Genomic DNA, 24,560 nt, shown 5'->3' on the forward strand with positions numbered 1-24,560 from the left:
AGCGGCGCGCGGGGCCCGCGGGCGCTCAGGACGAGGTCAGGTAGCGCTCGGCCAGCTCGCAGGTCCCGCGCGTGTAGCCGGCGCCGAGCTCTCGGGCGAGGTCCACGCCCTGGTGCGACCCGATCCACGCCACCAGCAGGAGCCTTCTGAACAGGATGAACGTCCAGATCTCCCGCTCGTCCGCCGCGTCGAACGGCTCCTCGCCGCGGTAGCCGTCCAGCCACGAGTCGATCAGCTCGGGCACCACCGGCTCGTGCTCGATGAAGCTGAGGGCGGCGGCCAGGTCGTAGACGTGCCAGCCGAACCCGCAGTCGTCGAAGTCGATCACGCTGGGTTCGGGGCCGCCGTCGTCGAGCAGGTTGGCCAGGCGCATGTCGGCGTGGATCAGCCCGAACCGCTCGGGCGGCTGCCCGTAGCGGCCGACACGCTCGCGCAGCCGATGCTCCAGCCGCCGCAGCAGGGCGCGGGCCTCGCCGTCGACGCCGACGCCGTCCTGCCATCGTCCCCACCTGGCGTGGGCGCCGAAGGCGGCCTCCCAGTCCCACGCGAACCTGGTGAAGCCGTCGGGCCGCCGCCACCGTACGGCGTGCCGATGCATGCGCGCGGTCACCGCGCCGAGCTGCTTGAACCCGTCGACCAGGCGTTCCTGCCGCGGCTCGGTGCCCGGCAGGAATGCGAACATCACGGCGTTCCTGCCGCCCACCTGGACCACCCGCGCGCCGTCGGCCGACTCGATCACGCCCGGCGTGCGCACGCCCTCCTCCCGCCTGAGCGCCTCCAGCCAGGCCAGCTCGGAGCCGATCGCCTGCGCCGAGTGGTAGCCGAGCCGGTGCACCCGCAGGATCGACCGCGCTCCTGTGTCGGGGTCGTCCACGCGGAACGTGGCGTTCTCCGAGACGTTGATCAGCGTCACCGTGCTGGCGGGCGAGACCCGGTAGCGGGTCAGCGCCGCCCGCGCCACCTCGCCGACGCGGTCGAGGACGCCGTCTCCGGCGGACAGATCATGTAGCTCCACCCGAGCATTGTCCCGGCAGGGCGGGAGCGGGCGATCAGCGGCCCGCGGGGACCGGCTCGGGAACCGTGGTGATCGCCCGGATCGCGGGGGTGCCGGCCAGGCCGACCACCGCGGCCAGCACGGCCGGGATGACCAGCGCGACGGGCAGCGACGAGTGTTCCGTCACGAATCCGAGGACGGCGGGCCCGACCAGCAGCCCCGAGTACCCGAACGCCGTCACCAGCGACAGCGCCCGGCCGACCGCCCCGCCGGCCGCGCCCACGGCGCTGAAGACGACGGGCACCACGGTGGCCAGGCCGATGCCCGCCAGCGCCCACCCGGCCCACGCGCCGGCGACGGTGGGCACGAACAGGACCAGCAGGTATCCGGCCGTGGCGAAGGCGCCCGCGAGCTGGATCGTGCGGACCGGTCCCAGCCTGGCCCTGATCGGGTCGCCGAGCAGCCGCACCGACGTCATCGCCACGGAGAACACCGTGTACGCCAGCGGCGCGGCGGCGGGGTCGGTGCCCAGCACCCACACCGCGTGCAGGGCCGCCCAGTCGATGGCCGCACCCTCGCTGAGGTGCCCGGCGAAGGCGACCAGGCCGAGCAGGGCGACCAGGCCCCACCGCATGGCTCCCATGCCGCCGCCCGGCTGCGCCGACGAGGCCGCCGGCCGTCCTGGCAGCAGGAGGCGGGCGGCGGGCAGGTACAGGAACGGCACGACGACGGCGGCGCCGACCAGCAGCGCCTGGCCGTCCACGCCCAGCTTGAGCCCGAGCGCGGTGAGCGCGCCGCCGGTCGCACCACCCAGGCTCCACGTGCCGTGGAAGGCCGAGATGATCGGCCGGCCGTAGGCCTGCTCGACCTCGACGGAGTGGACGTTCATCGCCACCTCGATCGCGCCGAGGCCCAGGCCGAAGATGACGGCCGTGACGGTCAGCACCGCGTAAGAGGGCGCCAGCGCGGGGCCGAGCAGCACCGCGGCCGACACCGGACCGGCGATCCAGCACACCGTCCTGCTGGTCCACCGGTCCACGATCCGGCCGGCCAGCAGCATCGACACCAGGGCGCCGAGCGACACGAGCAGCAGCGTGTAGCCGATCCGCTCGGGCCCGAGGGCCAGCCGCTGGTTCAGGGCCGGCAGGCCGGCCGCCCACATGCCCATGACGAGCCCGCAGAGGAAGAAGAAGCCGAAAACACCGATCCGCGCTCTTTTGTTCACGGCTAGAGCATAAACTGACTTCCATGGATGTGGGAGACCTGCGCGTGCACAATCGCCTGCGGCTGCTGCGCGCGGTGCACGACTGCGCGGCCGGCCGTACGAGGTCCCAGCTCACCCGCGACCTGGCCCTGGCGCGCGGCACCGCGTCGGTGCTGGTGGCCGGGCTGGTCGAGGACGAGCTGCTCCAGGAGGCGCCGCCGCGCGAGCACGCGAGGGGGCGGCCGACCCAGGTGCCGGGCCCGCACCCCGACGGGCCGCTCGCCCTGGCCGCCGACCTGCGGGAGGACACCTGGACGATCGCGGCGGGCGAGCTCGGCGGCGGCTCGCGCGTGCTGGCCACGCGCGGCCACGACGGCACGCCCTGCGACGCCCTGCCGTCCCTCGGGGCGGCATTGCGCGAACGGCTCGGGCGGCTAGGGCCCCGGGTGGTGGGCGTCGGCCTGTCGGCGGCGGGCCCCGTGCGCGCGGACGGGATGCTGGACATCTCCCACCTCGGCTGGGTCGACGTCGACGTGGCCCAGGCGCTCGCGCTCGGCGACGTGCCCCTGCTGGTGGGCAACGACGCCAGGCTGGCGGGCCTGGCCGAGGCCCGCCGCGGCCACCTGCGGGGCGTGGACGTGGGCCTGCACATCCACGTCGACTTCGACCCCGGCGGCGCCCTGCTCGTCGAGGGCCGCCCCCTGACCGGAGCGGGCGGTACGGCCGGCGAGTTCGGCCACATGCCGCTGGCCGGCGGCGACGAGCCGTGCCCGTGCGGCGCCCGGGGCTGCCTCAGCCTCGCGGTGGGCCGCAACGCGCTGCTCCGGCACCTCGGCCTGGAGGCGGGTCGCGGCAGGGGCAGGGACCAGGCCGAAGGCATCGTCGCAGCCGCCGCGGCCGGCGATCCCGCGGCGGTGGCGGCGATCGAGGCGAACGCCGCGGCGCTCGGCAGGGGCATCGGCGCGCTCGTCAACGCCCTCGACCCCGGGACGGTCACGGTGTCGGGCATCGGCGTCGCGCTGGTCGGCGAGCGGTTGCGGCGCTCCTGTGACGAGGCGCTCATGGAACTGCGCCGCCGCCGGCCGCCGGCGATCCTGCCCTCCGCTCTGGCCGACACGGGCCCGCTCGTCGGGGCGATGGAGTCGGTTTTCGACGCCTTCCTGACCCCCGATGGCCTCGAAATCTGGCACGCGACACGCCCGAAACGGGAAATGTGACAGAAACCACGATGATCTTGCAATCGTGACACGGCGGACGATACCCATGAGTCCATGAAATTTCGGGACACAGTGGGGTTGGAGATCGCGTTACGGATGTGCGAGGCGGCGATCAGGCAAGCCCGCCGCGAGGGCGCGCTCGTCTCCGTCGCGGTGGTCGACGCGGGCGCACATCTGGTGAGCTTCCAGCGCATGGAAGGCGCCGAGATCGCCGGTCCCGTCCTGGCTCCCGGTAAGGCCTACACCTCGGTGGCCAACCGGATGGCGACCGCCGACCTGGCCCCGCTCACCGTCCCGGGAGGCGAGCTGTACGGCCTCGCGGGCGACCGTTTCGTCTGTTTCGGAGGTGGCATCCCCTTGTGGGCGGACTACGGTGAAGGAGAGCGCGTGGTCGGCGGCGTGGGGGTCAGCGGGGGCACCGTCGCGCAGGACGTGGCGTGCGCCGAGGCGGCCGCTTCGGTCTGGCGCACCGGCTGAGCGGCGGCTTTCCGCAACACGAACCGCTGGCATCCGCCATGATTAGCCGCGACACCACGGGTAACACAATCCCGAAGCATTACTCCCCGAGGAGAGATCGAGATGGCACTTCCCACTCTTACCCCCGAGCAGCGCAAGGCGGCGCTGGAGAAGGCCGCTGAGGCCCGTGCCGCTCGCACCGCTCTGCTCGCGAAGGTCAAGGCCGGTGAGCTGACCTTCGCCGACCTGCTGGAGCGTGACGACGACATCGCCAAGAAGATCAAGGTCTCGCAGGCGCTGCGCGCCGTCAAGGGCGTCGGGCCGGCCAAGGCCAACGCGCTCATGGAGGAGGCCGGCGTCGACGAGAAGCGCCGTCTCGGTGGCCTGGGCGCCCAGCAGCGCAAGAAGCTGGTGGACGCGCTCGGGGCCTGAGTCCCCTCGCGGCCGGTCCTGACGGGACCGGCCGCGCGCCTCAGCCGCGCAGGTACGCCAGCACGGCCAGCACCCTGCGATGCTGGTCGCCGTCGTCGGCGTAGAGCCCGAGCTTGGCGAAGATGCTCCTGATGTGCTTCTCCACCGCCCCGTCACTGATCACCAGGTGCCTGCCGATGGCCGGGTTGGACCTGCCCTCCGCCATCAGGGCCAGCACCTCCCGCTCCCGCGGTGTCAGCTGGGCCAGCGGATCGTCCCTGCGCCTGCGCACCATCAGCTGGGCCACCACCTGGGGGTCGAAGACCGTGCCGCCCGAGGCCACGCGCCGCAGCCCCTCCATGAACTCGTCGACGTCGACGACCCTGTCCTTCAGCAGGTAGCCGACCGCGCCGCGGGCGTCGGCCAGCAGGTCGTCGGCATAGGAGACCTCGACGTACTGCGACAGGATCAGCACGGGCGCCCCCGGCACCCGTCCGCGGGCCCGCACCGCCGCGCGCAGCCCCTCGTCGGTGAACGACGGCGGCATCCGCACGTCGACCACCGACACGTCCGGCTTGTGGGTGGCCACGGCCTCGACCAGCGCGTCTCCGTCGCCGACCGCCGCCACCACCTCGCAGCCGAACTCCTCCAGCAGCCTGATCAGGCCCTCCCTGATCAGGACCGCGTCATCGGCCACGACTACCCGCACGGCACCTCCGCGATGATCACTGTCGGCCCGCCCACGGGCGAGCTCACGACCAGCTCGCCGTCGACCGCGCGCAGCCGGTCGGCCAGCCCGGCCAGACCGTGTCCCTTGGCGACGTGTGCGCCGCCCACCCCATCATCGCCGATCGTCAGCATCAGCGTGTTCCCCACCCTGCTGAGCTGCACCGAACAGGTGGTGGCGCGGCTGTGCTTGGCGATGTTCGTCAGCGACTCGGCGACGACGTAGTAGACCGTGTTCTCCACCGCCGCGACGTAGCGCTCGGCGACCTGCACGTCCAGGTCGACGGGCACCGTGCACCTGCCCGCCAGGGCGGCCAGCGCGGGCGCCAGGCCCCGGTCGGCCAGGATCGGCGGCGCGATGCCGCGCGAGAGGGCGCGCAGCTCGTCCAGCGTCTCGCGGGTGGCGGTGATGGCCCCGTCGAGCGTCGCGTGGGCGGCCTGCGGGTCTTTCTTCAGCTGGCGCTGCGCCCTGGACAGGTCCATCGCCAGCGACACCAGGCGCTGCTGCGGGCCGTCGTGGATGTCGCGCTCCAGCCGGCGCAGCGCGTCGGCCTCGGCCGAGACCGCCGCGGCCCGGCCCTCCGCCAGGTCGTCGATGCGCTCCTGCAGCTCGGCGACACTCGTCAGCAGCGCCCTGCCGAGCCCCGCGCGCAGCAGCGCCGCGCCCCTGACCACGAACGGCAGGACCAGGGCGCCCGCCAGGCCGATCGCGACGTAGAAGGCCGTGTTGACCAGGTAGCCGTCGCCCAGGCCGAGCAGTTCGGGAAGCTCCATGTTCCCGGGGATGCGGGAGGTGATCCAGCCGTAGACCGGATAGGACAGCCCCAGGATCGGGACCGCCCAGAACACCACCGTCACCACGAACGTGGCGATCGCGATCGGGAAGTTGACGATGCCGTGCAGCAGGTCCAGCCATGACTGGCCCGCGGTCAGCGGGTTCACCAGGCGGCGGAAACGGCCCGCGCCCTCCGGCGGCTGCCGGTAGCGGGGCCTGATGGCGGGACGGTGGAGCACGTCGGACAGCCAGCCGCGCTCCACGTCGGCGAACCCCCTGGCCACCATCAGGGTGCCGCACAGGACGGGCACCCCGACCCACACCACCACGGTACCGAGGCCCAGCGCGAATCCGGAGACGAGCAGGAGGAAGGCGATGATCGCCGTGGGGAAGCCGACCAGCAGGTAGCGCGTGTCCAGCAGGACACGTCTCATCAGGGAGCGCATGACACCACGCTACGAGCCCGGCGGACCCGTTCTCGCCCCTGCGGGCAGGCGTCCGGAGGTAGGGCCAGCCCTACCACCCGCGGTGGTGAGATCTTGACCACAAGACGGCGGGCTGCGGGACTGTGCTCGGCGGCCCCGGACGGAAGCCTTGAACCACCACCTTCCGAATCGAGGCCTCCCCATGACCGTCCTGCTCGAACGCCCCGCCGTACGCGCCCCTGCCAGGGACTCCTTCATCGACGTGCTGCGGCTGGCGGGCATGGCCCTGGTGGTGCTCCAGCACTGGACGATCCCCGTCCTGGGCTACGACGGTGTCCGCCTGACCACGGGGAACGCGCTGTCGGCCCCCGGCGTGTGGGTGGTCACCTGGATCAGCCAGGTCATGCCGCTGGTGTTCTTCGCGGGCGGCGCGGCCAACGCCATCAGCTTCCGCCGCGCACCCGGCACCGCGCCCGCGTGGCTGGCCGTACGGCTGCGCCGGCTGGCCTGGCCGGTGCTGCCGCTGGCGGCGGTCTGGATCCCGCTCCCGCACGTGCTGGCCACGTTCGGGGTGCCCGCGCAGCCGCTGGAGGTGGGCTCGCGGCTGACCGGGCAGCTGCTGTGGTTCCTGGTCGTCTACCTGATCGCGGTCGCCGCGACGCCGCTGATGCTCAGGCTGCACGACCGGTACGGCTGGCGGGTGCCGGCCGTCCTGGTCGCCGGCGCGGTGGCCACCGACCTGGTCAGGTTCACCTCCGGTGTCGACCTGGTCGGCTACCTCAACATCGGCTTCGTGTGGCTGGCCGTCCACCAGCTCGGCTTCTGCTACACCGACGGCAGGCTGGGCCGTCCCGGCGTGCTGGCCGTGGCGGGGTACGGCGCCGCGGCGCTGCTGGTGGGCTTCGGCCCCTACCCCGGCAGCATGATCGGGCTGCCCGGCGCCGGGATGTCGAACATGGCGCCGCCCACGCTGGCCGTCCTGGCCGTCGGCGTCGGGCAGATCGGCCTGGCCACGCTGCTGCGGCCGTGGATCACGCGGCTGCGCACCGAGCGGCTGGTGGCCTGGGCGGGGCCCAGGATGATGACCGTCTACCTGTGGCACATGCCCGCGCTGTTCGCGGTGAGCGGCGTGGTGGTGGTCGGGCTCGGCGTCGGCACCCCCGCGCCCGGCGGACTCGGCTGGCTGGCGGGGTGGCCGGTGTGGTTCGGCGCGCTCTGCCTGGTCATCTGGCCGCTGCTGCGGATGTTCGCCAGGTTCGAGGAGCCGCCGGCGCTGCCGTACGGGATCGCCACGTGGCGCAGCTCGCTGGCCGCCGCGGCGCTGGTCGGCGGCGGGCTGCTGGGGCTGACCGCCTTCGGGTTCGCGCCGGGCGCGGTCCCCGTGGTCTCGACGCTCGCCATCGCGGGCGGCCTGCTCCTGACCGCTCCCCGCGCTCGCCTGTGACTCCTCACCGCCTCCGTACGCGGTCCTGACGGCCGCTCGTTAACCAGTTCGGCCCTGTCCTTGGCAAGATGGAGAGGGTGAGCCTCATTGACCGCCTCCCCGAAGAGATCGACGCCGATCCCGATGCCATCTTCGACGCGTTCGTCACGTGGAACTCCGAACGGGGGCTCACCCTCTATCCGGCGCAGGAAGAGGCGCTGATCGAGGTCGTCTCGGGAAACAACCTGATCCTCGCCACCCCGACCGGGTCCGGCAAGAGCCTGGTCGCGGCGGGAGCCCACTTCGCCGCCCTGACCCGCGACCAGCGCACGTTCTACACCGCGCCGATCAAGGCGCTGGTCTCGGAGAAGTTCTTCGACCTGGTGGCGTTGTTCGGCACCGAGAACGTCGGCATGATGACCGGCGACGCCAGCGTCAACCCCGGCGCGCCGATCATCTGCTGCACCGCCGAGATCCTGGCCAACGTGGCCCTGCGCGACGGCGCCGCCGCCGACATCGGCCAGGTCGTCATGGACGAGTTCCACTTCTACGCCGAGCCCGACCGCGGCTGGGCGTGGCAGGTGCCGTTGCTGGAGCTGCCGCACGTGCAGTTCGTACTGATGTCGGCCACGCTCGGCGACGTCAGCATGTTCATGGAGGACCTCACCCGGCGCACCGGCAGGGAGACCTCGGTCGTCAAGCACGCCGAGCGGCCCGTCCCGCTGGTCTACTCCTACCGGATGACCCCGCTGCACGAGACTCTCGAGGAGATGCTCAGCACGGGCCAGGCGCCCGTCTACGTGGTCCACTTCACCCAGGCCGCCGCGATGGAGCGCGCCCAGTCCCTGATGTCCATCAACATGGCGACGAAGGCCGAGAAGGAGGCCATCGCCGCCCTGATCGGCAACTTCCGGTTCACCACCCGGTTCGGGCGGGCCCTGTCCCGCCTGGTACGGCACGGCATCGGCGTCCACCACGCCGGCATGCTCCCCAAGTACCGGCGCCTGGTGGAGCGGCTGGCCCAGGCCGGCCTGCTGAAGGTCATCTGCGGCACCGACACGCTCGGCGTCGGCGTCAACGTCCCCATCAGGACCGTGCTGTTCACCGCCCTGTCGAAGTACGACGGCAACAAGGTGCGCCGGCTGCGCGCCCGCGAGTTCCACCAGATCGCCGGGCGCGCGGGCCGCGCCGGCTTCGACACGATCGGCTACGTCGCCTGCCAGGCCCCCGAGCACGACATCGAGAACGCCAAGGCACTGGCCAAGATCGGCGACGACCCCAAGCGGCGCCGCGGCTACGCCCGCAAGAAGCCGCCGGAGGGGTTCGTCGGCTGGAGCGAGGAGACGTTCGAGAAGCTGCAGACGGCCGAGCCCGAGCCGCTGGCCTCCCGCTTCAAGGTCAGCAACGCCATGCTGCTCGCCGTCATCAACCGGCCAGGCGACTGCTTCGCGGCCATGAAGCACCTGCTGACCGACAACCACGAGGACCGCAAGTGGCAGCGGCGGCACATCAGCCAGGCCATCGCGATCTACCGCTCGCTGCTGGCCGGCGGCGTGGTGGAGAAGCTGCGCGAGCCCGACGAGCAGGGCAGGATGGCGCGCCTCACCATCGACCTGCAGGAGGACTTCGCGCTCAACCAGGCGCTGTCCACCTTCGCGCTGGCCGCCTTCGACCTGCTCGACCTCGAGTCGCCCAGCTACGCGCTCGACATGGTCTCGATCGTCGAGTCCATCCTCGACGACCCGCGCCAGGTGCTGTCGGCGCAGCTGAAGAAGGCCCGCGGCGAGGCCGTGGCGCAGATGAAGGCCGACGGCGTCGAGTACGAAGAGCGCATGGAACAGCTGCAGGAGATCATGTATCCGATGCCGCTGGAGACGCTGCTGCTCGGCGCCTACGAGACCTACCGGCGCGGCCACCCCTGGGTCGCCGACTACACCGTCAGCCCCAAGGCCGTCGTGCGCGACATGTACGAGCGCGCGATGACCTTCACCGAGTACATCCAGTTCTACGAGCTGTCCCGGTCGGAAGGCGCGGTGCTGCGCTACCTCGCCGACGCCTACCGGACGCTGAGCCGTACGATCCCCGAGCATCTCAAGACCGACGACCTCGTCGACCTCATCGAATGGCTCGGCGAGCTGGTTCGCCAGGTCGACTCCTCGCTGATCGACGAGTGGGAGAAGCTCAGCAACCCCGAGGCGGCGCTGGAGCAGGAACAGGAGCTGGAGCGCACGGTCAGGCCCGTCACCGGCAACCCGCGCGCGTTCCGGGTCCTGGTCAGGAACGCGATGTTCCGGCTGGTCGAGCTGTGCTCGCTGGAGAAGGAGCACGAGCTCGAGGAGCTGGCTCCCGACGTCGACTGGGGCGCGGCGCTCGACGCCTACTACGACGAGCACGAGGAGATCTTCACCGACGCCGACGCCCGCGGACCCGGCCTGCTGCGCATCTCGGAGGAGAAGGAACTCTGGAAGGTGCGCCAGGTCATCAAGGATCCGGCGGGCGACGGCGACTGGGGCATCGACGCACAGGTCGACCTGGCCGCCTCCGACGAGGAAGGCCGCGCCGTCCTCCACGTCCTCGGTCTGAACCGCCTGTGACCGGGGCTCCCAGGCGGGGCTGAGGTCCGCCACGGGGAAAGGACCATCATGACGTCGGGGAGCCCGCGCGTGCTGCGGACACTCAACGAGCGCGCCGCCCTCGAGCTCCTGCTCGGCGATGGACCGCTCACCAGGGGCGAGCTCGAGTCCAGGACCGGGCTGTCGAAGGCGGCCGCCGCCGAGGTGCTGCGCCGCCTGGAGAGCGCGGGCCTGGTGCGCAAGGGCGGGCGCAAGTCGGGAAGCGTGGGCCCCGCCGCCCAGATGTGGGCGCTGGACGGCTCCGCCGGACACGTGGCGGGCGTCGACGTCACCTCCTCCCGGCTCGACGTGGCGGTGGCCGACCTCGCGGGCCGGCCGATCGCCGAGCACAGGATCGCCACGACCGGAGAGCGCGACCCCGTCACCACGCTCGCCGGGGCGCTGCACGCGGCGGCGGGCAAGGCGGGGCTGGCGGCGGCCGCCCTCGACCAGATCGTGGTGGGCATGCCGGGCATCGCCGACAGCGGCGCCGGCGACCGCCTCGACACGGTGAGCGGGCTGCCCCACCGGCGGCGGGTGCACGACCTCGCGCCGCTGCGCGAACTGCTCGGCAATCCCCGCATCCGCATGGAGAACGACGTCAACCTGGTCGCCCTCGAGGAGCAGGCGGCCGGCGCCGCCCGGGGAGCCGACACCTTCGCGCTGCTCTGGCTCGGCCAGGGGCTCGGCTCGGGCATCGTCCTGAACGGCAGGCTCTGGCGCGGCGCGTCCGGCCGGGGCGGCGAGGTGGGGTCCATCCTGACGCCCGACGGCCGCCCCCTCGGCTCGCTGCTGGGCGCCGACGCGGTCAACGACCTCGTCCGCGCCTGGGGCGCCGCCCGCGCGCCGGGCGCCCCGGAAGAGACGCGCGCCGCCGTCCGGATGCCGGGTGGCGCCTCGGAGTCCTGGGATGCCACCGAGGCCGCGGCCCGCGCGCTCGCGAGCGGGCACCCCGCGCTTCTCGACGAGGTGGCCGCCCGCCTGGCCGTCGCCGTCAGCGGGCTCGTCGCGGTCCTCGACCCAGGTCTCGTGGTGCTCGGCGGGCCGCTCCTGCGGGCGGGAGGCCAGGCGCTCCACCAGCGCGTCGCCGACCGAGTCGCCGATGTCGAGGCGCGCACCGTGCTGCTGCCCAGCGCCGTCGGCGGCAACGCGGTCCGGGCGGGCGCCGTCGAGTTCGCCCTGTCCCTCGCCAGGGAGCGCGTGTTCCACGCGGGCACGGCGGGCCGCCACCGCTGACCAGAACGGCCGGCGTCACCGGCGGACACCCAGGTTTCCCGGCGGGCGCGTCATCACCGCCCAGAGCCGGCCGCGATCGGCGTACGAGCCCGCGGAAACGATGAACGTGTGCCGGAACGGACTGGCAATGGACGCCCCGGCACACGTTTCTCCACCAAGCCTCCCGTCACGACGCCGCGATCGTGTCATGATCCTGTCTCAAGCTCGTGACATTCAGCACGACGCGATCGTGCAGATCTTCCCCAGCATCTTCGTGGCGTCCTTCGTCTGGGCCACGAAATCCGCGGCGGCGGGCTTGCCCCACTCCCCCGCCTGCGAGTACAGCACCAGGGCGGTGCCCTTGCGGGCGACGATCGCGCGCTCGCCGCCGATGGCGGCCTTGCGGCCCATGTAGACCTGCCCGGTCACGGCCAGGCCCTCGTCGCCCAGCGTGACGGCCTTCACCGAGTACCTGTAGTCCGACTGACCGCTCTTGGCCGACGCGCAGGTCCGCACCGCCGACCTGAGATCCGCCAGCGCCTGCGTGGCCTGCTCCTTGGTCGAGTAGAGGATCACCTGCTCGGACTTCTGGAAGTCGGGCACCGCCGTGTAGATGATCGTCCGGGCCGCGACGCGGCCCGCCGAGGCGAGCGCGGCCTTGTCGCACGGGTTCACGGTCAGCTTGGCCGTGGTGCGCCTGCTGACGGCCCAGTTCGTCTCGGGGTCGTTGTCCTTCGCGGTCGCCGCCTTGTCCCAGAGCAGGAAGCCAGGCGGGATGGTGGGGGCGGAGGCGGTCAACGCGAGGGCGCCGGCGAGCAGGAAGTTGGTCATCACGGTGGATCAGACGCTTGAGGTGATCCAATGGTTCAAAATGGCTGCATGAACGACGAAGACATCCGGCGAGTCCTCGGGCTCCTCCACCAGGACGCGACGTTGCGCGCCTTCGCCGCGCTGGTGCTGGGCGAGCGGCCGGAGGCCGACGAGGACGTCCTCGTCCGGCTCGAGCGCGGCGGCCTGGCCGTACGGCATGCGGACGGGAGCTGGGCGGCGCGCCCCGAGCGGTTCCGCGAGCTGCTGAAGGCGGCGGCCCCGCCACCGCGGGCCATGACCCAGGAGGAGCGGGTCCTGCAGGCGTTCCTGGTGGACGGCCGGCTGAGGGAGATCCCGGCGAAGGCGGACAAGCGCCTGGTGGTCCTGCGCCACATCGTGAGGGTGTTCGAGCCGGGCGTCCGCTACACCGAGAAGGACGTCAACGTGGCGTTGCGGGCCTTCCACCACGACTTCTCGGCGCTGCGGCGCTACCTGGTCGATCACGACCTGCTGAGCAGGGACGCCAACGTCTACTGGCGCAGCGGCGGCCCCGTCGAGGTGTGACGCCGCGGCCGCGCGCCCGGTCTTCTGGATCTGTGAAAGATCTCGGCTAGGAGCCGAAGTACTTCTTGGCCCCGTCGTGCAGCATGACGGGCTCGGTCCGCACCGCCGTCTCCTTGTTGATCTCCGTGGCCGCCTTCGAGACCGCCACCAGGTCGGCGTGGTGGTCGAAGATCAGCTTCGTGATGCTCCCGGCCAGCGCGGGGTCCATCTTCTCGTTGACGACCAGCAGGTTGGGCACCACCACCGTGGCGACGTCGGCCGGCGCCTGGTAGACGTCCTTGCCGATGCTGCCCGCCGTGTAGACCTGCCCGTGCTCGGCCTGCAGCTTGGGCAGCACGTCGGCGAGCGGCACGAAGACCGCCTCGTCCTTCATGGTGGTCGTCAGGTCGGTGATGCCGGGGGTGGGCAGCCCGCCCGACCAGATCAGCGCGTCGAGCCCGCCGGACTTCAGCGCGTCGACGCTCTCGGGCAGGCCGAGCGCCTGGCGGGTGACGTCCTTGTCGGGGTCGAGGCCGGCCGCCTTGAGCAGCCGCAGCGAGATCACCTCGGTGCCGGAGTTGGGCGAGCCGGTGGAGACCCGCTTGCCCTTGAGGTCGGCGATGCTCTTGACGCCGGACTCGGCGCTCGCCACGACCTGCGTGTAGTTGTTGTACAGGCGCGCCAGGGCCCTGATCGGCTGGGGCGCGGAGAAGGCGCCCTTGCCCTGCACCGCGTCGGCCGCGGAGTCGGCGAGGGTGAAGCCGAGGTCGGAGTCGCCCCTGGCCACGCGCTGGATGTTCTCCACCGACGCGCCGGTCGCCTCGGCCGTGGCCTCGTAGCCGGGCAGGTTCTTGGTGATGAGGTCGGCCAGGCCGCCCCCCATGATGTAGTAGACGCCGGTGGTGTTGCCGGTCGCGATCGACAGCCGTTTCCCGCCGCCGCCTCCCGTCGGCTGTTCTGCTCGTTCGGCGCTCCTGTCGCCTCCGCAGCCGGCCAGGGCCACCACCCCGGCCATGCAGGCCGCCATGAACGCCGCGGACAACAACCTCATGTGCGTCTCCTCACTAGGTGTACGGCGAGCGCCAGCAGAGCAAGACCTGAGCCGATCGCGATCGGCACCGGGGACAGCACCAGGAGCAGCAACGCCGCCGCCCCGCACAGGACCCGCTCGGCGGGACCCGCCGGCCCGCCCGTGGCCACCGCGAGCGCCACGACCGCCAGCGCCGACGCGGCGAACGTCCAGGCGATCTGCCAGGGGGTCCCCTGCCCCAGCAGGGCGCCTCCCGCCGGGGTCAGCACGAACGCGAACGGCACGAGGAAGGCGGGCAGGGAGTACTTCCACGTGGCGAGCATGGTGCGGTAGGCGTTGCCGCCGGTCAGGGCGGAGGCGGCGAAGGCCGACAACGCGGTCGGCGGGCTCACCTCCGACAGCACCGCGTAGTAGAAGATGAACATGTACGCCTCGGGGAAGCTCACCCCGAGTTTGGTCAGCGCGGGCCCGATGATGACGGCGGCGATCACGAACGACGCCGTCACGGGCACGGCCAGGCCGAGCAGCAGCACCGCCACCGCGCACAGCACGGCGGTGGCGACCAGGTTGCCGCCCGACAGCCCGACGATGAGCGAGCTGACCTTCAGCCCGAGCCCGGTCAGCGTGACGACCGCGACGATCGTGCCGGCCGCCGCGCAGGTGGCCGCCACCGGCAGCACGCCCTTGACGCCCGCGGCCAGCGCCTCGGCGGCCCTGCGCGGCGTGAGCCGGTGCTCGGGGTCGAGGAACGACAGCGCGAAGGCCAGCAGCGTCGCGTAGACGACCGCACGGAAGGGCGACTGGCCGGCCGCCATCAGGATGATGATCACGAAGAGCGAGCTGAAGTGGTAGCCGAACCGCTTGATCAGGTGTCCCGCCCTGGGGGCGTCGACGGCGACCGCGTGCGTGCCGTACTTCCTGGCGTCCATCTCGATCGCCAGGAAGATGCCCAGGTAGTAGAGCACCGTCGGGATGGTGGCGTAGAGCAGCACCTGCAGGTAGCTGACCCTGAGGTACTCGGCGATGATGAACGCCGCGGCGCCCAGCGTGGGCGGCGACAGGATCGCGCCGATGCCGGAGGCGGCCAGCACGCCGCCGGCCTGCTCTCGCGGATACCCGGCGCGCCTGAGGACCGGCCAGGCCACGCTGCCGACGCTGACGGTGGTGGCCACGCCCGAGCCGCTGACCGTGCCGAGCAGGAAGCCCGCCATGGCCACCGTACGGCCGGGCGCCGAGCGTGACCGGCGGAAGGCGGCCAGCGAGACGTCGACGAAGAACTTGCCGGCGCCGGAGTGGTCGAGGACCGCGCCGTAGATCGTGAACAGGATGATGTAGGTGGCCGCCACGTCGAGCGGGACGCCGTAGATGCCCTCGGTGCCCATCGTGAAGGCGACGACGATGCGGTCGACGTCGTAGCCGCGATGGCCGATCGCCCAGCCGATCGGGATCCAGCCGCCCCAGTAGGCGTAGGCGATGAAGACCAGGCAGACGGCCGGCAGGATCCAGCCGACGGTCCTGCGCGCCGCCTCGAGCACCAGCGCGGTGATCGCCAGGCCTGTGACGACGTCGAGCGTGGTCGGGTCGAAGGCGCGCCTGATGAACTCGTCGAAGGTCACCAGCGGGTAGAGGCAGGCCACCAGCGACAGGCCCGCCAGGGTCCAGTCGAGGAGCGAGGGGCGTTCCTTGTCGCGGCCGTAGCAGATGAACACCAGCGGCAGCACGACCGCCAGGAACCCGATCCGGTACGGCTGGAGCGCGCCGGGGAAGAAGGTCCACCACAGCACGTAGAGCGCCAGCCCGAGCGAGACGATCGTCACCAGGGCCGCGGGGCGCTCGCTGAGCCGGCGGACGGGCCGCTCGGCGTCGTAGGCGGCGATCAGGTCCTCGGTGGAAGAGGCGCTCACGCTGGGCACGTTACCCAGGTGCACCGACAGATAGTCAAGGGATCATGTGATGCCGGTCAAGAGCCGGTCAGCCACCCGAGACGTCCGACTCCGCCTCTTCGGGGACGACGCTGTCGTAGGGGTCGTCGAGCCAGCCGTCGGGCAGGTGCACCCGGTCGCGCTCGCCCGACTTGCCGCGCGGGGTGTCGGTGTTGGGCGGCCACGGCTGGTCGCGGTCGAGCTTGGCCAGGCCCGCCCTGAGCCCGTCGAGCGACTCGGCGGTGGCCAGCTCGCGCCGCAGGTCGGCGCCGACGGAGAAGCCCTTGAGGTACCAGCCGACGTGCTTGCGGAAGTCGGCGACGGCGTAGCGCTCGACGTCGAAGCACGCGGTGAGCCCCTCGGCGTGCCTGGCCATGGTGTCGGCGACCTCGCCGAGGGTCGGCCTGGCCCGCTCCGCGCCGCCGTTGAAGGCGTTGTCCAGGTCCTTGAACAGCCAGGGCCGCCCGAGGCAGCCGCGCCCCACGACCACGCCGTCGCAGCCGGTCTCGGCCACCATGCGCAGGGCGTCGTCGGCGCTCCAGATGTCGCCGTTGCCGAGGACGGGGATCTCGGTGACGGCCTCCTTCAGCCGCCTGATCGCGCTCCAGTCGGCGACGCCGCCGTAGTGCTGCCTGGCCGTACGGCCGTGCAGGGCGATGGCGGCCACGCCCTCCTCGACCGCGATCCGGCCGGCGTCGAGGTAGGTGAGGTGGTCGTCGTCGATGCCCTTGCGCATCTTCATCGTCACGGGGAGGGCGCCCGCGTTGCTCACCGCGGCGCGCAGGATCCGCCGCAGCAGGTTCCTCTTGTACGGCAGCGCCGACCCGCCGCCCCTGCGGGTGACCTTGGGCACGGGACAGCCGAAGTTGAGGTCGATGTGGTCGGCCAGGTCCTCCTCGGCGATCATCTTCGCCGCCCTGCCGACGATCTCGGGGTCGACGCCGTAGAGCTGGATGCTCCTGGGCCGCTCCGTGTCGGCGAACCTGATCATCCGCAGGGTCTTGGCGTTGCGCTCGACCAGGGCCCTGGTGGTGATCATCTCGCACACGAACAACCCGGCGCCCTGCTCGCGGCAGAGCGCCCTGAAGGGCGCGTTGGTGATGCCCGCCATGGGCGCGAGCACCACCGGTGGCCACACCTCGAGGGGCCCGATCTTCATGGCGGAACGCCGCCCTCGCTTCCTGTGACTGCTTCGGCTTGCGGTTCGTTAAGTTCTAGCGCACCAGCGGCCGTGAGCGTTATTCGCGGATAGGGTGTGATGATCTGGGATCGATCTGCGACCTCGGGAGGCCATGGATGCTTCTGCGACTGCGCGTCGCGTTGCCCGACCGGCCCGGCGCCCTTGGCCGGATCACCCACGTCCTCGGTACGGCGGGAGCCGACATCACCCAGGTCACCGTACTTGAGCGGGGCGCGGGCAGGGCGCTCGACGACCTCACGGTCTTCTGTCCCGACGGCGTCTCGAAGGAGGCCCTGGCCAAGAGCCTGGCCGGGGTGCCGGGCGTCACGGTGGAAGGCTTCTGGACCACGCGCGAGGCCCCCGGCACCTATCCCGAGCTGGAGATCCTCAAGTACATCGCCACCGCGGGCGACAGGGGGCTGTCCACGCTGATCGACTCGATGCCGGTGCTGTTCAGCGCCGACTGGGCGGCGGCGGCCACCGACGGCGATCCGCGCACCCCCGTCTACTCCAGCTGGCGCGCCCCGCGGGAGGTGCCCATGCTCGACCTCACCCCGCCGCGGCCGCTGGCCGCCAGCCTGGAGTCTGGTCTGCACGTCATCGCCGCTCCGCTGCCCCCGCTGGCGCTCGTGCTGATGCTGGCGCGTTCGGAGGGTCCCGCCTTCCATCGCATCGAGGTCCACCGGCTGACCAGGATCCTGGAGATCTTCCTGAGCCTGCCGTCGACGGAGCGGAGTGTCGCCAGGCAGCTACGCAGGAGCGATGGATGACGCATGTGCTCGGAAACTCCGCTAGAGTTTCCTTGTCGCCGCGAACGAGCGGCAACGCGGAAGTGGCTCAGTGGTAGAGCATCACCTTGCCAAGGTGAGGGTCGCGGGTTCGAATCCCGTCTTCCGCTCGGAGAGGCCATAGCTGAAGGCCTCCCTCGGTGGAGTGGCCGAGAGGCGAGGCAGCGGCCTGCAAAGCCGTCCACACGGGTTCAAATCCCGTCTCCACCTCGGACGATTAGCTCAGCGGGAGAGCGCTTCCCTGACACGGAAGAGGTCACTGGTTCAATCCCAGTATCGTCCACCACTGCCCCAGGCCCTCGGGCCTGGGGTTTCGTGTTTCTCCGGCCATGACCGCACGGTTGGATCTTGTCCGGAGATCGTGCGCCCGCGACGACGAGCGGGTGACCGCGGAGGCCTTCTCCCGCGACCCGTGCCCCGTCTGCGCCGAGGCCCGCAGGCGGCGGGGGCCGACCTTCCTGCCACCGCTCCCCGAGGCGGTTCGCCTGACCTGGTGACGGTCTTCCGTCCCGCAGGCCGTACCGTCGGAACATGACGATGCAGAGCACCGACGTGGACGTGGTCGTGATCGGCGCGGGTCCCGCAGGAGAGAACGTGGCAGGGCGGGTGGTGCGCGGCGGCCTGTCCTGCGCCGTGGTCGAGGATCACCTCACCGGAGGCGAGTGCTCCTTCTACGCGTGCGTTCCCAGCAAGGCGCTGCTGCGGCCGATGGAGCTGGCGGCCGAGGTGGCCATGGTCCCCGGCCTGACGCTGGACGGGCCCATCGACGTGGCGGCGGTGCTCAACTCCAGGGACAAGGCGGTCGGCAACCTCGACGACAGCGGCCAGGCGGAGTGGGTCACCTCGCTGCCCGCGACGCTCCTGCGCGGCAGGGGGCGCCTGGCGGGCGAGCGTCTGGTGGAGGTGACGGGCAAGGACGGCACGGTCACCACCCTCCGCGCCCGGCACGCGGTGGTGCTGGCCACCGGCAGCGTCCCCGTCGTCCCGCCGGTGCCGGGGCTGGCCGAGGCCAGGCCGTGGTTCAGCAGGGACGCCACCACGGTCCGCGACGTGCCCGGTCGCCTGATCGTCCTCGGCGGCGGGGTGGTGGCCTGCGAGATGGCGCAGGCGCTGCACTCCCTGGGCGCCGCCGAGACGACGGTGCTGGTGCGCGGCGGCGGCCTGCTCGGGCGGATGGAGCCGTACGCCGGGCGGATGCTGGTCGACGCGATGCGCGAGGCGGGGATCGACGTACGGCTCGGCGCCAAGGTGACCCGCGTCGAGCGGGACGGCGACGGCGGCCCCGTCACCGTCCACCTGGAGGGCGGCGACAGCGTGGTGGCCGACGAACTGCTGGTGGCCACCGGCCGCCGGCCCGCCACCGACGGGGTCGGGCTCGATCTGAACGGCCCCGTCGAGGTGGACGACAGCATGCGGGTACCCGGATCGGACTGGCTGTACGCGGTGGGCGACGTCAACGGCCGCAACCTGCTCACCCACATGGCCAAGTACCAGGCCAGGGTGTGCGGCGACGTCATCGCCGCCCGCGCCGACGGCAGGCCCGACGACGCCCCCTCGCTGCGCGACAGCGCCGACGGCAAGGGCGCCCCCCAGGTGGTGTTCACCCACCCGCAGGTCTGCTCGGTCGGCCGTACCGAGCGGGCGGCCCGCGACGAGGGCTTCGACGTGCGCGTGGTCGAGTACGACATGGGCAGCGTCGCGGGCGCGTCGCTGCTCGGCGAGGGATACACCGGGCGGGTCAAGGCGGTCGTCGACGAGCGGCGCAGGGTGCTGCTGGGCGTCACGTTCGTGGGGCCCGCCGTGGCCGAGATGCTGCACGCCGCCACGGTCGCGGTCACGGCCGAGGTGCCGCTCGAGACGCTGTGGCACGCCGTACCGGCGTTTCCGACGGTCAGCGAGGTGTGGCTGCGGCTGCTGGAGGAGTACGGGCTCTGACAGCCGCGCATCCGGGGGTAGGACCTTCACATGAGGCTCACGCTGGTCCAGGGCGACATCACCGAGCAGCAGGTCGACGCCGTCGTCAACGCCGCCAACTCCTCTCTCATGGGCGGCGGCGGGGTGGACGGCGCCATCCACCGGCGCGGCGGTCCGGCGATCCTGGAGGAGTGCCGCGAACTGCGCGCCTCTCGGTACGGCCGCGGCCTGCCGACCGGCCAGGCCGCCGCCACCACGGCGGGCCGGCTCCCGGCCCGCTGGGTGATCCACACGGTCGGCCCCGTCCACTCCGCCGAGCAGGACCGCGCCGCGCTGCTGGCCTCCTGTTACCGCGAGTCGCTGAAGGTCGCCGACTCGCTGGGCGCGGCCAGCGTGGCCTTCCCCGCCGTCTCCGCCGGCATCTACGGCTGGCCGCTCGACGACGCAGCCCGCATCGCCGTGTGTGCCGTCACCGCCGCGCACACCGACGTGGAGGACGTGCGGTTCGTGCTGTTCGGGCCCGACGCCTACGCCGCCTTCGAGCAGGCGGCGGCCGGCGCCGGGCCGACCGACGACGAGATCATGGCCGTGCTGGCGGCGCAGGCGGGCGACCACTGGCGCGCGGCGTTCGAGACCGGCGACGTGGGCGTGCTCCACGAGCTCGGCGCGGCCGTGGACCTCGACTGGCCGCTCTGGCGGCGCATCACGACCGTCGACGTGGCCGAGGCCCACGTCAGCGACGCCGTACGGCTGGCCGCCTCGATCGCCGGCGACGCCCGCTCCGGCGGACCCGCGGCCGACCCGGACGCGCTGCGGGCGGTCCTCGACCGGCTGCGCCGCTGGTACGAGAACGAGTGGTGACCCCGCCCCTACGAGCCCAGGTCGCGGACCACGTTGTCGAGCCGGTGCGCGAGCGTCTCCAGCTGCTGCTCGGTGGCGTGCTCGCCGGCGACGAACTCCCTCAGGTCGGCGCGCCTGGCGATGACCAGGCCGCGGTGCGCCTCGTCGATCTGGTCACCCGGCATCACCACGCAGTCGCCCCGCACGTACACCAGGGTCGCGTCGGGGTCGCCTGACTCCAGCAGCTTCCGAACGCATTCGGTGTCGATGAGCGGCATCGTCGGCCTCCCCGCTCGCTGGGACATGACGGCGATCAGCTACCCGGTTTCGGAGGGAAAACGCGCCCCCGCACGCGCGACCCGCTGCGCCCGTCGGCGTTCCCGGTTTTCGCCGGTGGCGGGTGTCAAGCTGGCTGCATGCTGACCACCCAGTTCCTTCCAGGCGCGCCCGACTGGATCGACCTCGGCGTTCCCGACGTCGAGGCGGCCGCCGCCTTCTACCGTGGCGTCTTCGGCTGGGCCTTCCAGTCGGCGGGGCCCGACGCCGGCGGTTACGGCTTCTTCCAGCAGGACGGCAGGACCGTCGCGGCTCTCGGGCCGCTCATGGAAGAGGGGGCCACCGCGGCGTGGACCACCTACTTCGCCACCCCCGACGCCGACGCGACGGCCAAGCTGGTCGTCCAGCACGGCGGCCGTGTCCGCGCCGAGCCGTTCGACGTCTTCACCGCGGGGCGCATGGCGCACTTCACCGATCCGGCCGGCGCCCGCTTCGCCGTCTGGCAGGGCGGCGACACCAAGGGCCTCGACCTCGTCACCGAACAGGGCTCGCTGGCCTGGGCCGAGCTCCACGTGTCCGATCCCGCCGCCGTCCAGCCGTTCTACCAGGCCGTCTTCGGATGGAGGGTCGAGACGGTGCCGATGGGCCCCATGGACTACATCGTGATCTCGACCGCCGAGGGCGACGACGCGAGTTTCGGCGGCCTCGCGCCGCTCGGGGAGGGTGACGCGCCGCACTGGCTGCCCTACTTCGAGGTCGCCGACTGCGACGCCACGCTCGCCCGCGCGCAGGAGCTCGGCGCCACCGTCGTCATGCCGGCGGAGTCGGTGGAGGGAGTGGGCCGTTTCGCGGCCGTCGACGACCCGTTCGGCGCACGCTGCGCGATCATCACCAGCTCCTCCTGAGCACGGCCGCCGGCGCCAGGTGACAGCTCACCGCGGGCCGGTCACCGGCACCTGAACACCGCCCACCGCAGGCCGGTCACCGGCACCTGAGCGCCGCCCGCCGCAGGCCGGTCACCGGTGCCTGAGCGCCGCCCGATGCGGGCCGCTCGCCGGTGCCGCCGGGGACCGCCATCCGGCGGTGGGATCGGCGCGCATGCCCGCCGCCTTGCGGTTGTGCGGGGCGCGCACCGCCACGCACCATCGAGATGCACGCCCGTCGACCGGAAGGTTCCGCATGATGCCCCACCACCCGCACCTCGCACGCGAACTCGCCGCCGCGCTCGACCTGCTCGACATGTCCTTCCCCGACATCTCGACGCTGACGTTCGACGACCTGCCCGCGCTGCGGGCGCAGACGGCCACCATGCGCGCGGCGACCGTGGTCGAGGACCCGCTCGTCTCGGTCGAGGAGAGGTGGGTGCAGGGCCCGCAGGGCGCTCCCGACGTACGGCTGCGCATCAGCCGTCCCGCGCAGCCCGCGCCCGGCCCGCTGCCGTGCCTCTACTGGGTGCACGGCGGCGGCATGGTGGTCGGCTCGGCCGACGGCGACGACGCGTTCGCCGCGCGGTTCGTCAAGGAGGTCGGGTGCGTGGTCGTCGCCGTCGACTACCGCCTGGCGCCCGAGCACCCCGACCCCGCGCCGGTCGAAGACTGCTACGCGGGCCTGCTGTCGACCGCGAAGAACGCCGCCGAGCTGGGCGTCGACCCCGCACGCCTGGCGGTGGGCGGGGCGAGCGCCGGTGGCGGGCTCGCGGCGGGCACGGTGCTGCTGGCCAGGGACAGGGGTGGTCCCGCCGTCGCCTACCAGCTGCTGATCTGCCCGATGCTCGACGACCGCGACGCCACGCCGTCCACGCTGGAGTTCGAGGAGGCGGTGGTCTGGAACCGCGCGGCCAACGTCTTCGGCTGGAGCGCGCTGCTCGGCGACCGCAGGGGCACCGCCGACGTCTCGCCGTACGCGGCTCCGGCCAGGGCGGACGACCTGACGGGGCTGCCGCCCGCGTTCATCGACGTGGGCGCTCTGGAGGTGTTCCGCGACGAGTGCCTCACCTACGCGCAGCGGCTCGCGCAGGCGGGGGTGTCCACCGAGTTCCACCTCTACGCGGGGACCTTCCACGGCTTCGACATGATCATCCCGGACGTGGAGGTGAGCCGCCAGGCGGGGGCGGCGCGCATCAGCGCCCTGCGACGGGCCCTCCTGCCCTGACAACGAGGATGCCTGACAACGAGGATGCAGGTGAACGCCTCCCGGTGGAGCCTGGCCCTTGCTCTGACTGACCACGGTGTCTTCCACGGGATCTGTCGGCTCCGTCCGGGAGGTGTTCGTCTGCACTCACCGGACGCGGCGGGTGATGACCGTCCGGGTGACGGGTCAGGTGACCAGGCGGGCCAGTGACAGTGCGAGGTGAGCGCGCAGCCGACCCGCCGGCGCGGCCAGCGGGAAGCCCAGCGCCACCTCCGCCCTGGCGATACGGGCGGCCATCGAACTGTGGTGGAGGTGCGCGGCCGCGGCGGCCCGCCGTACCGAGCCCTCCTCGCACAGCGCCCGCACCGCGGCGGCCACCTCGGGCGGCAGCGAGCGCACCGCCCGCACGTCGGGCAGCGCGGCGACGGCCGCGTCGGGCACGTGAGCGGCCAGCAGCGCGAGTGCGCCCAGATCGGCCCAGCGCACCACCCGGTCCCGCGCCCCGTCGCCGGTGAAGCGCAGCGCCAGGCGGGCCGCCTCCCACGACTCGACGAGTTTGGCCGGGCTCACCGGCGGTCCCACCCCGGCCCGTACGGCCGGCGGCAGCCCTGCGACCTCGGCCGTCACGATCACCACGGCCAGCTCGCCGACCGCGGCGCTCCTGGCGTGCAGACCGTCCGCGCGCAGACCCGCCATGAGCGCGGACCGGCAGGCGGCGGGCGCGGCGAGCACCTGCAGCGGAACGCCCGCGTCGAAGCCGAGCAGGCGCAGGGCCCTCGCGTGTTCAGGTTCGCCGGTGTCGGCCGACAGGGCCAGCTCGACCAGGGCGGGATCGGCCGCCGGGGCGGCGCGTTCGAGCGTCACCTCGGCCGCGACGGCCAACCTCTCGAGCACGATCTCGTCGAGGCCGTGCGGGTCGCCTTCACGTTCCATCCAGACCGTGCCGAGCCCCGCGCCGAGCTCCCTGGTGAGCGGCCCGGCGCCGGCTTGTCTTCCGGGTTCGGGCCCGCCGTGGGACGTGGGCGCGAGGTCCGGTCCCCGACCGCTGCCGGTCCCTGGTGAGGAACCGGACTCCGGCGCGTCAACGGGTCCTGGCGAGCAGCCGGCCCCTTCGACCTCGACGAGCCCCTTCGAGGGGACGTCGACGGCTCCTCTCGAGTGCCCGGCGCCCTGGACCTCGACGAGCCCCTTCGGGGGACCGGCCGCCTGGACGTCGACGGGTCCTCGCGAATGGCCGGCATCCCGGACGTCGACGAGCCCCTTCGAAGGACCGGCACCCTGGACGTCGGCGGCCCCTGGCGAAGTGCTGGAGACCTGCGCGTGGCCGGATCCACGCGCGGCGGCGGGCCCCTGGGCGGCGGACTCACGCTCGGCGGTGGCCCGCTGCCCGGGAATGGCGCGCCATCGCCGTCCGGTCGAGGCGTCGAACAGCCCCACCGGGCACTGCGCCAGCGTCGCCGTCGCCTGCAGCAGGGTCGCCACCCCGACGTGGTCACGCACCAGCGAGTCGAAGTACGCGATCACCCGCACCGCGCTCTCGGCGCCCGTGTCGAGCGCGGACAGGCGCAGCAACAGTCCCTGCACACGGTCAGGGTAGCCAGGATTCCTGCTGCGCCGGCGGTGCCCGGCATAGGGTTGTGGGACGAACCCGTCTCGTCCCTGGGGGCGT

22 protein-coding genes, 3 tRNA genes and 1 pseudogene are annotated in these 24,560 nt (G+C 72.5%); 16 read left to right on the top strand and 10 right to left on the bottom strand.

The annotated features are described in order from the left end of the window. Positions 1-25: 25 nt before the first annotated feature. Both ACWENQ_RS26450 and ACWENQ_RS26455 read right to left on the bottom strand, forming a co-directional pair. Positions 26-1,015 (bottom strand): phosphotransferase enzyme family protein, encoded by a 990-nt coding sequence (locus ACWENQ_RS26450; protein ID WP_354912405.1) that lies wholly within the window; start codon positions 1,013-1,015, stop codon positions 26-28. Between the two features lie 34 nt (positions 1,016-1,049). Continuing rightward, entirely contained in the window at positions 1,050-2,219 is a 1,170-nt protein-coding gene (locus tag ACWENQ_RS26455; RefSeq protein ID WP_452416666.1) for an MFS transporter, read from the bottom strand. A gap of 23 nt (positions 2,220-2,242) precedes the next feature. Here ACWENQ_RS26455 and ACWENQ_RS26460 point away from each other — a divergent pair, with 23 nt between their 5' ends. From ACWENQ_RS26460 to mihF, 3 genes are all read left to right on the top strand, one after another. Further along, complete coding sequence (locus tag ACWENQ_RS26460) at positions 2,243-3,415, top strand: ROK family protein (RefSeq protein WP_452416667.1); 1,173 nt, start codon at positions 2,243-2,245, stop codon at positions 3,413-3,415. 54 nt (positions 3,416-3,469) lie between these two features. After that, a complete protein-coding gene (locus ACWENQ_RS26465) occupies positions 3,470-3,892 on the top strand; it encodes a GlcG/HbpS family heme-binding protein (protein WP_452416669.1) in 423 nt (140 codons plus the stop codon). 102 nt (positions 3,893-3,994) lie between these two features. Then, positions 3,995-4,303, top strand: a complete 309-nt coding sequence (gene mihF / locus ACWENQ_RS26470) for an integration host factor, actinobacterial type (RefSeq protein WP_354912413.1) — start codon at positions 3,995-3,997, stop codon at positions 4,301-4,303. A gap of 40 nt (positions 4,304-4,343) precedes the next feature. Here mihF and ACWENQ_RS26475 read toward each other — a convergent pair whose 3' ends face one another. Beyond that, on the bottom strand, positions 4,344-4,991 hold the full coding sequence (locus tag ACWENQ_RS26475) for a response regulator (protein ID WP_449926097.1): 648 nt from the start codon (positions 4,989-4,991) through the stop codon (positions 4,344-4,346). Continuing rightward, positions 4,982-6,229 (bottom strand): sensor histidine kinase, encoded by a 1,248-nt coding sequence (locus ACWENQ_RS26480; protein WP_449926094.1) that lies wholly within the window; start codon positions 6,227-6,229, stop codon positions 4,982-4,984. The genes ACWENQ_RS26475 and ACWENQ_RS26480 overlap by 10 nt, the downstream gene beginning before the upstream one ends. Before the next feature lie 181 nt (positions 6,230-6,410). On the opposite strand from ACWENQ_RS26480, the gene ACWENQ_RS26485 reads away from it, so the two are divergent. The 3 genes from ACWENQ_RS26485 to ACWENQ_RS26495 all read left to right on the top strand — a co-directional run bounded on the left by ACWENQ_RS26485 (position 6,411) and on the right by ACWENQ_RS26495 (position 11,479). After that, complete coding sequence (locus ACWENQ_RS26485; protein ID WP_449926091.1) at positions 6,411-7,652, top strand: acyltransferase family protein; 1,242 nt, start codon at positions 6,411-6,413, stop codon at positions 7,650-7,652. Positions 7,653-7,720: 68 nt separating this feature from the next. Then, entirely contained in the window at positions 7,721-10,225 is a 2,505-nt protein-coding gene (locus tag ACWENQ_RS26490) for a DEAD/DEAH box helicase (RefSeq protein ID WP_354912421.1), read from the top strand. Between the two features lie 69 nt (positions 10,226-10,294). Continuing rightward, positions 10,295-11,479 (top strand): ROK family transcriptional regulator, encoded by a 1,185-nt coding sequence (locus tag ACWENQ_RS26495; RefSeq protein WP_452416671.1) that lies wholly within the window; start codon positions 10,295-10,297, stop codon positions 11,477-11,479. A gap of 213 nt (positions 11,480-11,692) precedes the next feature. Here the strand turns inward: ACWENQ_RS26495 and ACWENQ_RS26500 are convergent, their stop codons facing one another. Next, complete coding sequence (locus ACWENQ_RS26500) at positions 11,693-12,289, bottom strand: hypothetical protein (protein ID WP_452416673.1); 597 nt, start codon at positions 12,287-12,289, stop codon at positions 11,693-11,695. Positions 12,290-12,337: 48 nt separating this feature from the next. Between ACWENQ_RS26500 and ACWENQ_RS26505 the strand changes: the two genes are divergently transcribed. Then, positions 12,338-12,832, top strand: a complete 495-nt coding sequence (locus ACWENQ_RS26505) for a DUF2087 domain-containing protein (RefSeq protein ID WP_449926082.1) — start codon at positions 12,338-12,340, stop codon at positions 12,830-12,832. 46 nt (positions 12,833-12,878) lie between these two features. Here ACWENQ_RS26505 and ACWENQ_RS26510 read toward each other — a convergent pair whose 3' ends face one another. The 3 genes from ACWENQ_RS26510 to dusB all read right to left on the bottom strand — a co-directional run bounded on the left by ACWENQ_RS26510 (position 12,879) and on the right by dusB (position 16,922). Then, positions 12,879-13,862, bottom strand: a complete 984-nt coding sequence (locus tag ACWENQ_RS26510) for a TAXI family TRAP transporter solute-binding subunit (RefSeq protein ID WP_449926079.1) — start codon at positions 13,860-13,862, stop codon at positions 12,879-12,881. After that, complete coding sequence (locus ACWENQ_RS26515; protein WP_452416675.1) at positions 13,859-15,745, bottom strand: TRAP transporter permease; 1,887 nt, start codon at positions 15,743-15,745, stop codon at positions 13,859-13,861. The genes ACWENQ_RS26510 and ACWENQ_RS26515 overlap by 4 nt, the downstream gene beginning before the upstream one ends. A gap of 67 nt (positions 15,746-15,812) precedes the next feature. Continuing rightward, entirely contained in the window at positions 15,813-16,922 is a 1,110-nt protein-coding gene (dusB, locus tag ACWENQ_RS26520) for a tRNA dihydrouridine synthase DusB (protein WP_452416677.1), read from the bottom strand. 137 nt (positions 16,923-17,059) lie between these two features. On the opposite strand from dusB, the gene ACWENQ_RS26525 reads away from it, so the two are divergent. The 7 genes and pseudogenes from ACWENQ_RS26525 to ACWENQ_RS26555 form a co-directional block, all read left to right on the top strand. After that, positions 17,060-17,713 carry an ACT domain-containing protein gene (locus ACWENQ_RS26525; RefSeq protein WP_449926070.1) on the top strand — a complete coding sequence of 218 codons (654 nt, stop codon included), beginning with the start codon at positions 17,060-17,062 and terminating at the stop codon, positions 17,711-17,713. Between the two features lie 56 nt (positions 17,714-17,769). Continuing rightward, positions 17,770-17,841: transfer RNA gene (locus tag ACWENQ_RS26530), tRNA-Gly, on the top strand. 29 nt (positions 17,842-17,870) lie between these two features. Next, a tRNA-Cys gene (locus ACWENQ_RS26535) sits at positions 17,871-17,941 on the top strand. Between the two features lies 1 nt (position 17,942). Then, positions 17,943-18,017 (top strand) — tRNA-Val (locus ACWENQ_RS26540). A 43-nt stretch (positions 18,018-18,060) separates the two neighbouring features. Beyond that, positions 18,061-18,228, top strand: coding sequence for a hypothetical protein (locus ACWENQ_RS26545; RefSeq protein WP_452416679.1), 168 nt, complete (start codon positions 18,061-18,063; stop codon positions 18,226-18,228). A gap of 34 nt (positions 18,229-18,262) precedes the next feature. Beyond that, positions 18,263-19,666: a dihydrolipoyl dehydrogenase family protein gene (locus ACWENQ_RS26550; RefSeq protein WP_452416681.1), complete on the top strand. Its 1,404-nt coding sequence runs from the start codon at positions 18,263-18,265 to the stop codon at positions 19,664-19,666. A 30-nt stretch (positions 19,667-19,696) separates the two neighbouring features. Beyond that, positions 19,697-20,200, top strand: a pseudogene (locus tag ACWENQ_RS26555) (O-acetyl-ADP-ribose deacetylase); the annotation flags it as partial. Positions 20,201-20,514: 314 nt separating this feature from the next. Here ACWENQ_RS26555 and ACWENQ_RS26560 read toward each other — a convergent pair. Further along, complete coding sequence (locus ACWENQ_RS26560) at positions 20,515-20,763, bottom strand: hypothetical protein (protein ID WP_354912439.1); 249 nt, start codon at positions 20,761-20,763, stop codon at positions 20,515-20,517. A 138-nt stretch (positions 20,764-20,901) separates the two neighbouring features. Here ACWENQ_RS26560 and ACWENQ_RS26565 point away from each other — a divergent pair, with 138 nt between their 5' ends. Next, positions 20,902-21,666 (top strand): VOC family protein, encoded by a 765-nt coding sequence (locus ACWENQ_RS26565; RefSeq protein WP_452416683.1) that lies wholly within the window; start codon positions 20,902-20,904, stop codon positions 21,664-21,666. 274 nt (positions 21,667-21,940) lie between these two features. Beyond that, on the top strand, positions 21,941-22,912 hold the full coding sequence (locus tag ACWENQ_RS26570) for an alpha/beta hydrolase (protein ID WP_452416685.1): 972 nt from the start codon (positions 21,941-21,943) through the stop codon (positions 22,910-22,912). Positions 22,913-23,077: 165 nt separating this feature from the next. On the opposite strand, the gene ACWENQ_RS26575 is transcribed toward ACWENQ_RS26570, so the two are convergent. Continuing rightward, entirely contained in the window at positions 23,078-24,475 is a 1,398-nt protein-coding gene (locus ACWENQ_RS26575; RefSeq protein WP_452416686.1) for a helix-turn-helix domain-containing protein, read from the bottom strand. Positions 24,476-24,560: the final 85 nt, after the last annotated feature.

It is taken from the genome of Nonomuraea sp. NPDC004354, from assembly GCF_053602555.1.

What these genes read in the sequence shown, in the direction of transcription:
- ACWENQ_RS26460 (WP_452416667.1), top strand. Translation starts at nt 2,243, where the DNA reads ATGGATGTGGGAGACCTGCGCGTGCACAATCGCCTGCGGCTGCTGCGC.
- ACWENQ_RS26465 (WP_452416669.1), top strand. Translation starts at nt 3,470, where the DNA reads ATGAAATTTCGGGACACAGTGGGGTTGGAGATCGCGTTACGGATGTGC.
- mihF (WP_354912413.1), top strand. Translation starts at nt 3,995, where the DNA reads ATGGCACTTCCCACTCTTACCCCCGAGCAGCGCAAGGCGGCGCTGGAG.
- ACWENQ_RS26480 (WP_449926094.1), bottom strand. Translation starts at nt 6,229, where the DNA reads ATGCGCTCCCTGATGAGACGTGTCCTGCTGGACACGCGCTACCTGCTG.
- ACWENQ_RS26485 (WP_449926091.1), top strand. Translation starts at nt 6,411, where the DNA reads ATGACCGTCCTGCTCGAACGCCCCGCCGTACGCGCCCCTGCCAGGGAC.
- ACWENQ_RS26490 (WP_354912421.1), top strand. Translation starts at nt 7,721, where the DNA reads ATGGAGAGGGTGAGCCTCATTGACCGCCTCCCCGAAGAGATCGACGCC.
- ACWENQ_RS26500 (WP_452416673.1), bottom strand. Translation starts at nt 12,289, where the DNA reads ATGACCAACTTCCTGCTCGCCGGCGCCCTCGCGTTGACCGCCTCCGCC.
- ACWENQ_RS26505 (WP_449926082.1), top strand. Translation starts at nt 12,338, where the DNA reads ATGAACGACGAAGACATCCGGCGAGTCCTCGGGCTCCTCCACCAGGAC.
- ACWENQ_RS26510 (WP_449926079.1), bottom strand. Translation starts at nt 13,862, where the DNA reads ATGAGGTTGTTGTCCGCGGCGTTCATGGCGGCCTGCATGGCCGGGGTG.
- dusB (WP_452416677.1), bottom strand. Translation starts at nt 16,922, where the DNA reads ATGAAGATCGGGCCCCTCGAGGTGTGGCCACCGGTGGTGCTCGCGCCC.
- ACWENQ_RS26525 (WP_449926070.1), top strand. Translation starts at nt 17,060, where the DNA reads ATGCTTCTGCGACTGCGCGTCGCGTTGCCCGACCGGCCCGGCGCCCTT.
- ACWENQ_RS26545 (WP_452416679.1), top strand. Translation starts at nt 18,061, where the DNA reads ATGACCGCACGGTTGGATCTTGTCCGGAGATCGTGCGCCCGCGACGAC.
- ACWENQ_RS26550 (WP_452416681.1), top strand. Translation starts at nt 18,263, where the DNA reads ATGACGATGCAGAGCACCGACGTGGACGTGGTCGTGATCGGCGCGGGT.
- ACWENQ_RS26560 (WP_354912439.1), bottom strand. Translation starts at nt 20,763, where the DNA reads ATGCCGCTCATCGACACCGAATGCGTTCGGAAGCTGCTGGAGTCAGGC.
- ACWENQ_RS26565 (WP_452416683.1), top strand. Translation starts at nt 20,902, where the DNA reads ATGCTGACCACCCAGTTCCTTCCAGGCGCGCCCGACTGGATCGACCTC.
- ACWENQ_RS26570 (WP_452416685.1), top strand. Translation starts at nt 21,941, where the DNA reads ATGATGCCCCACCACCCGCACCTCGCACGCGAACTCGCCGCCGCGCTC.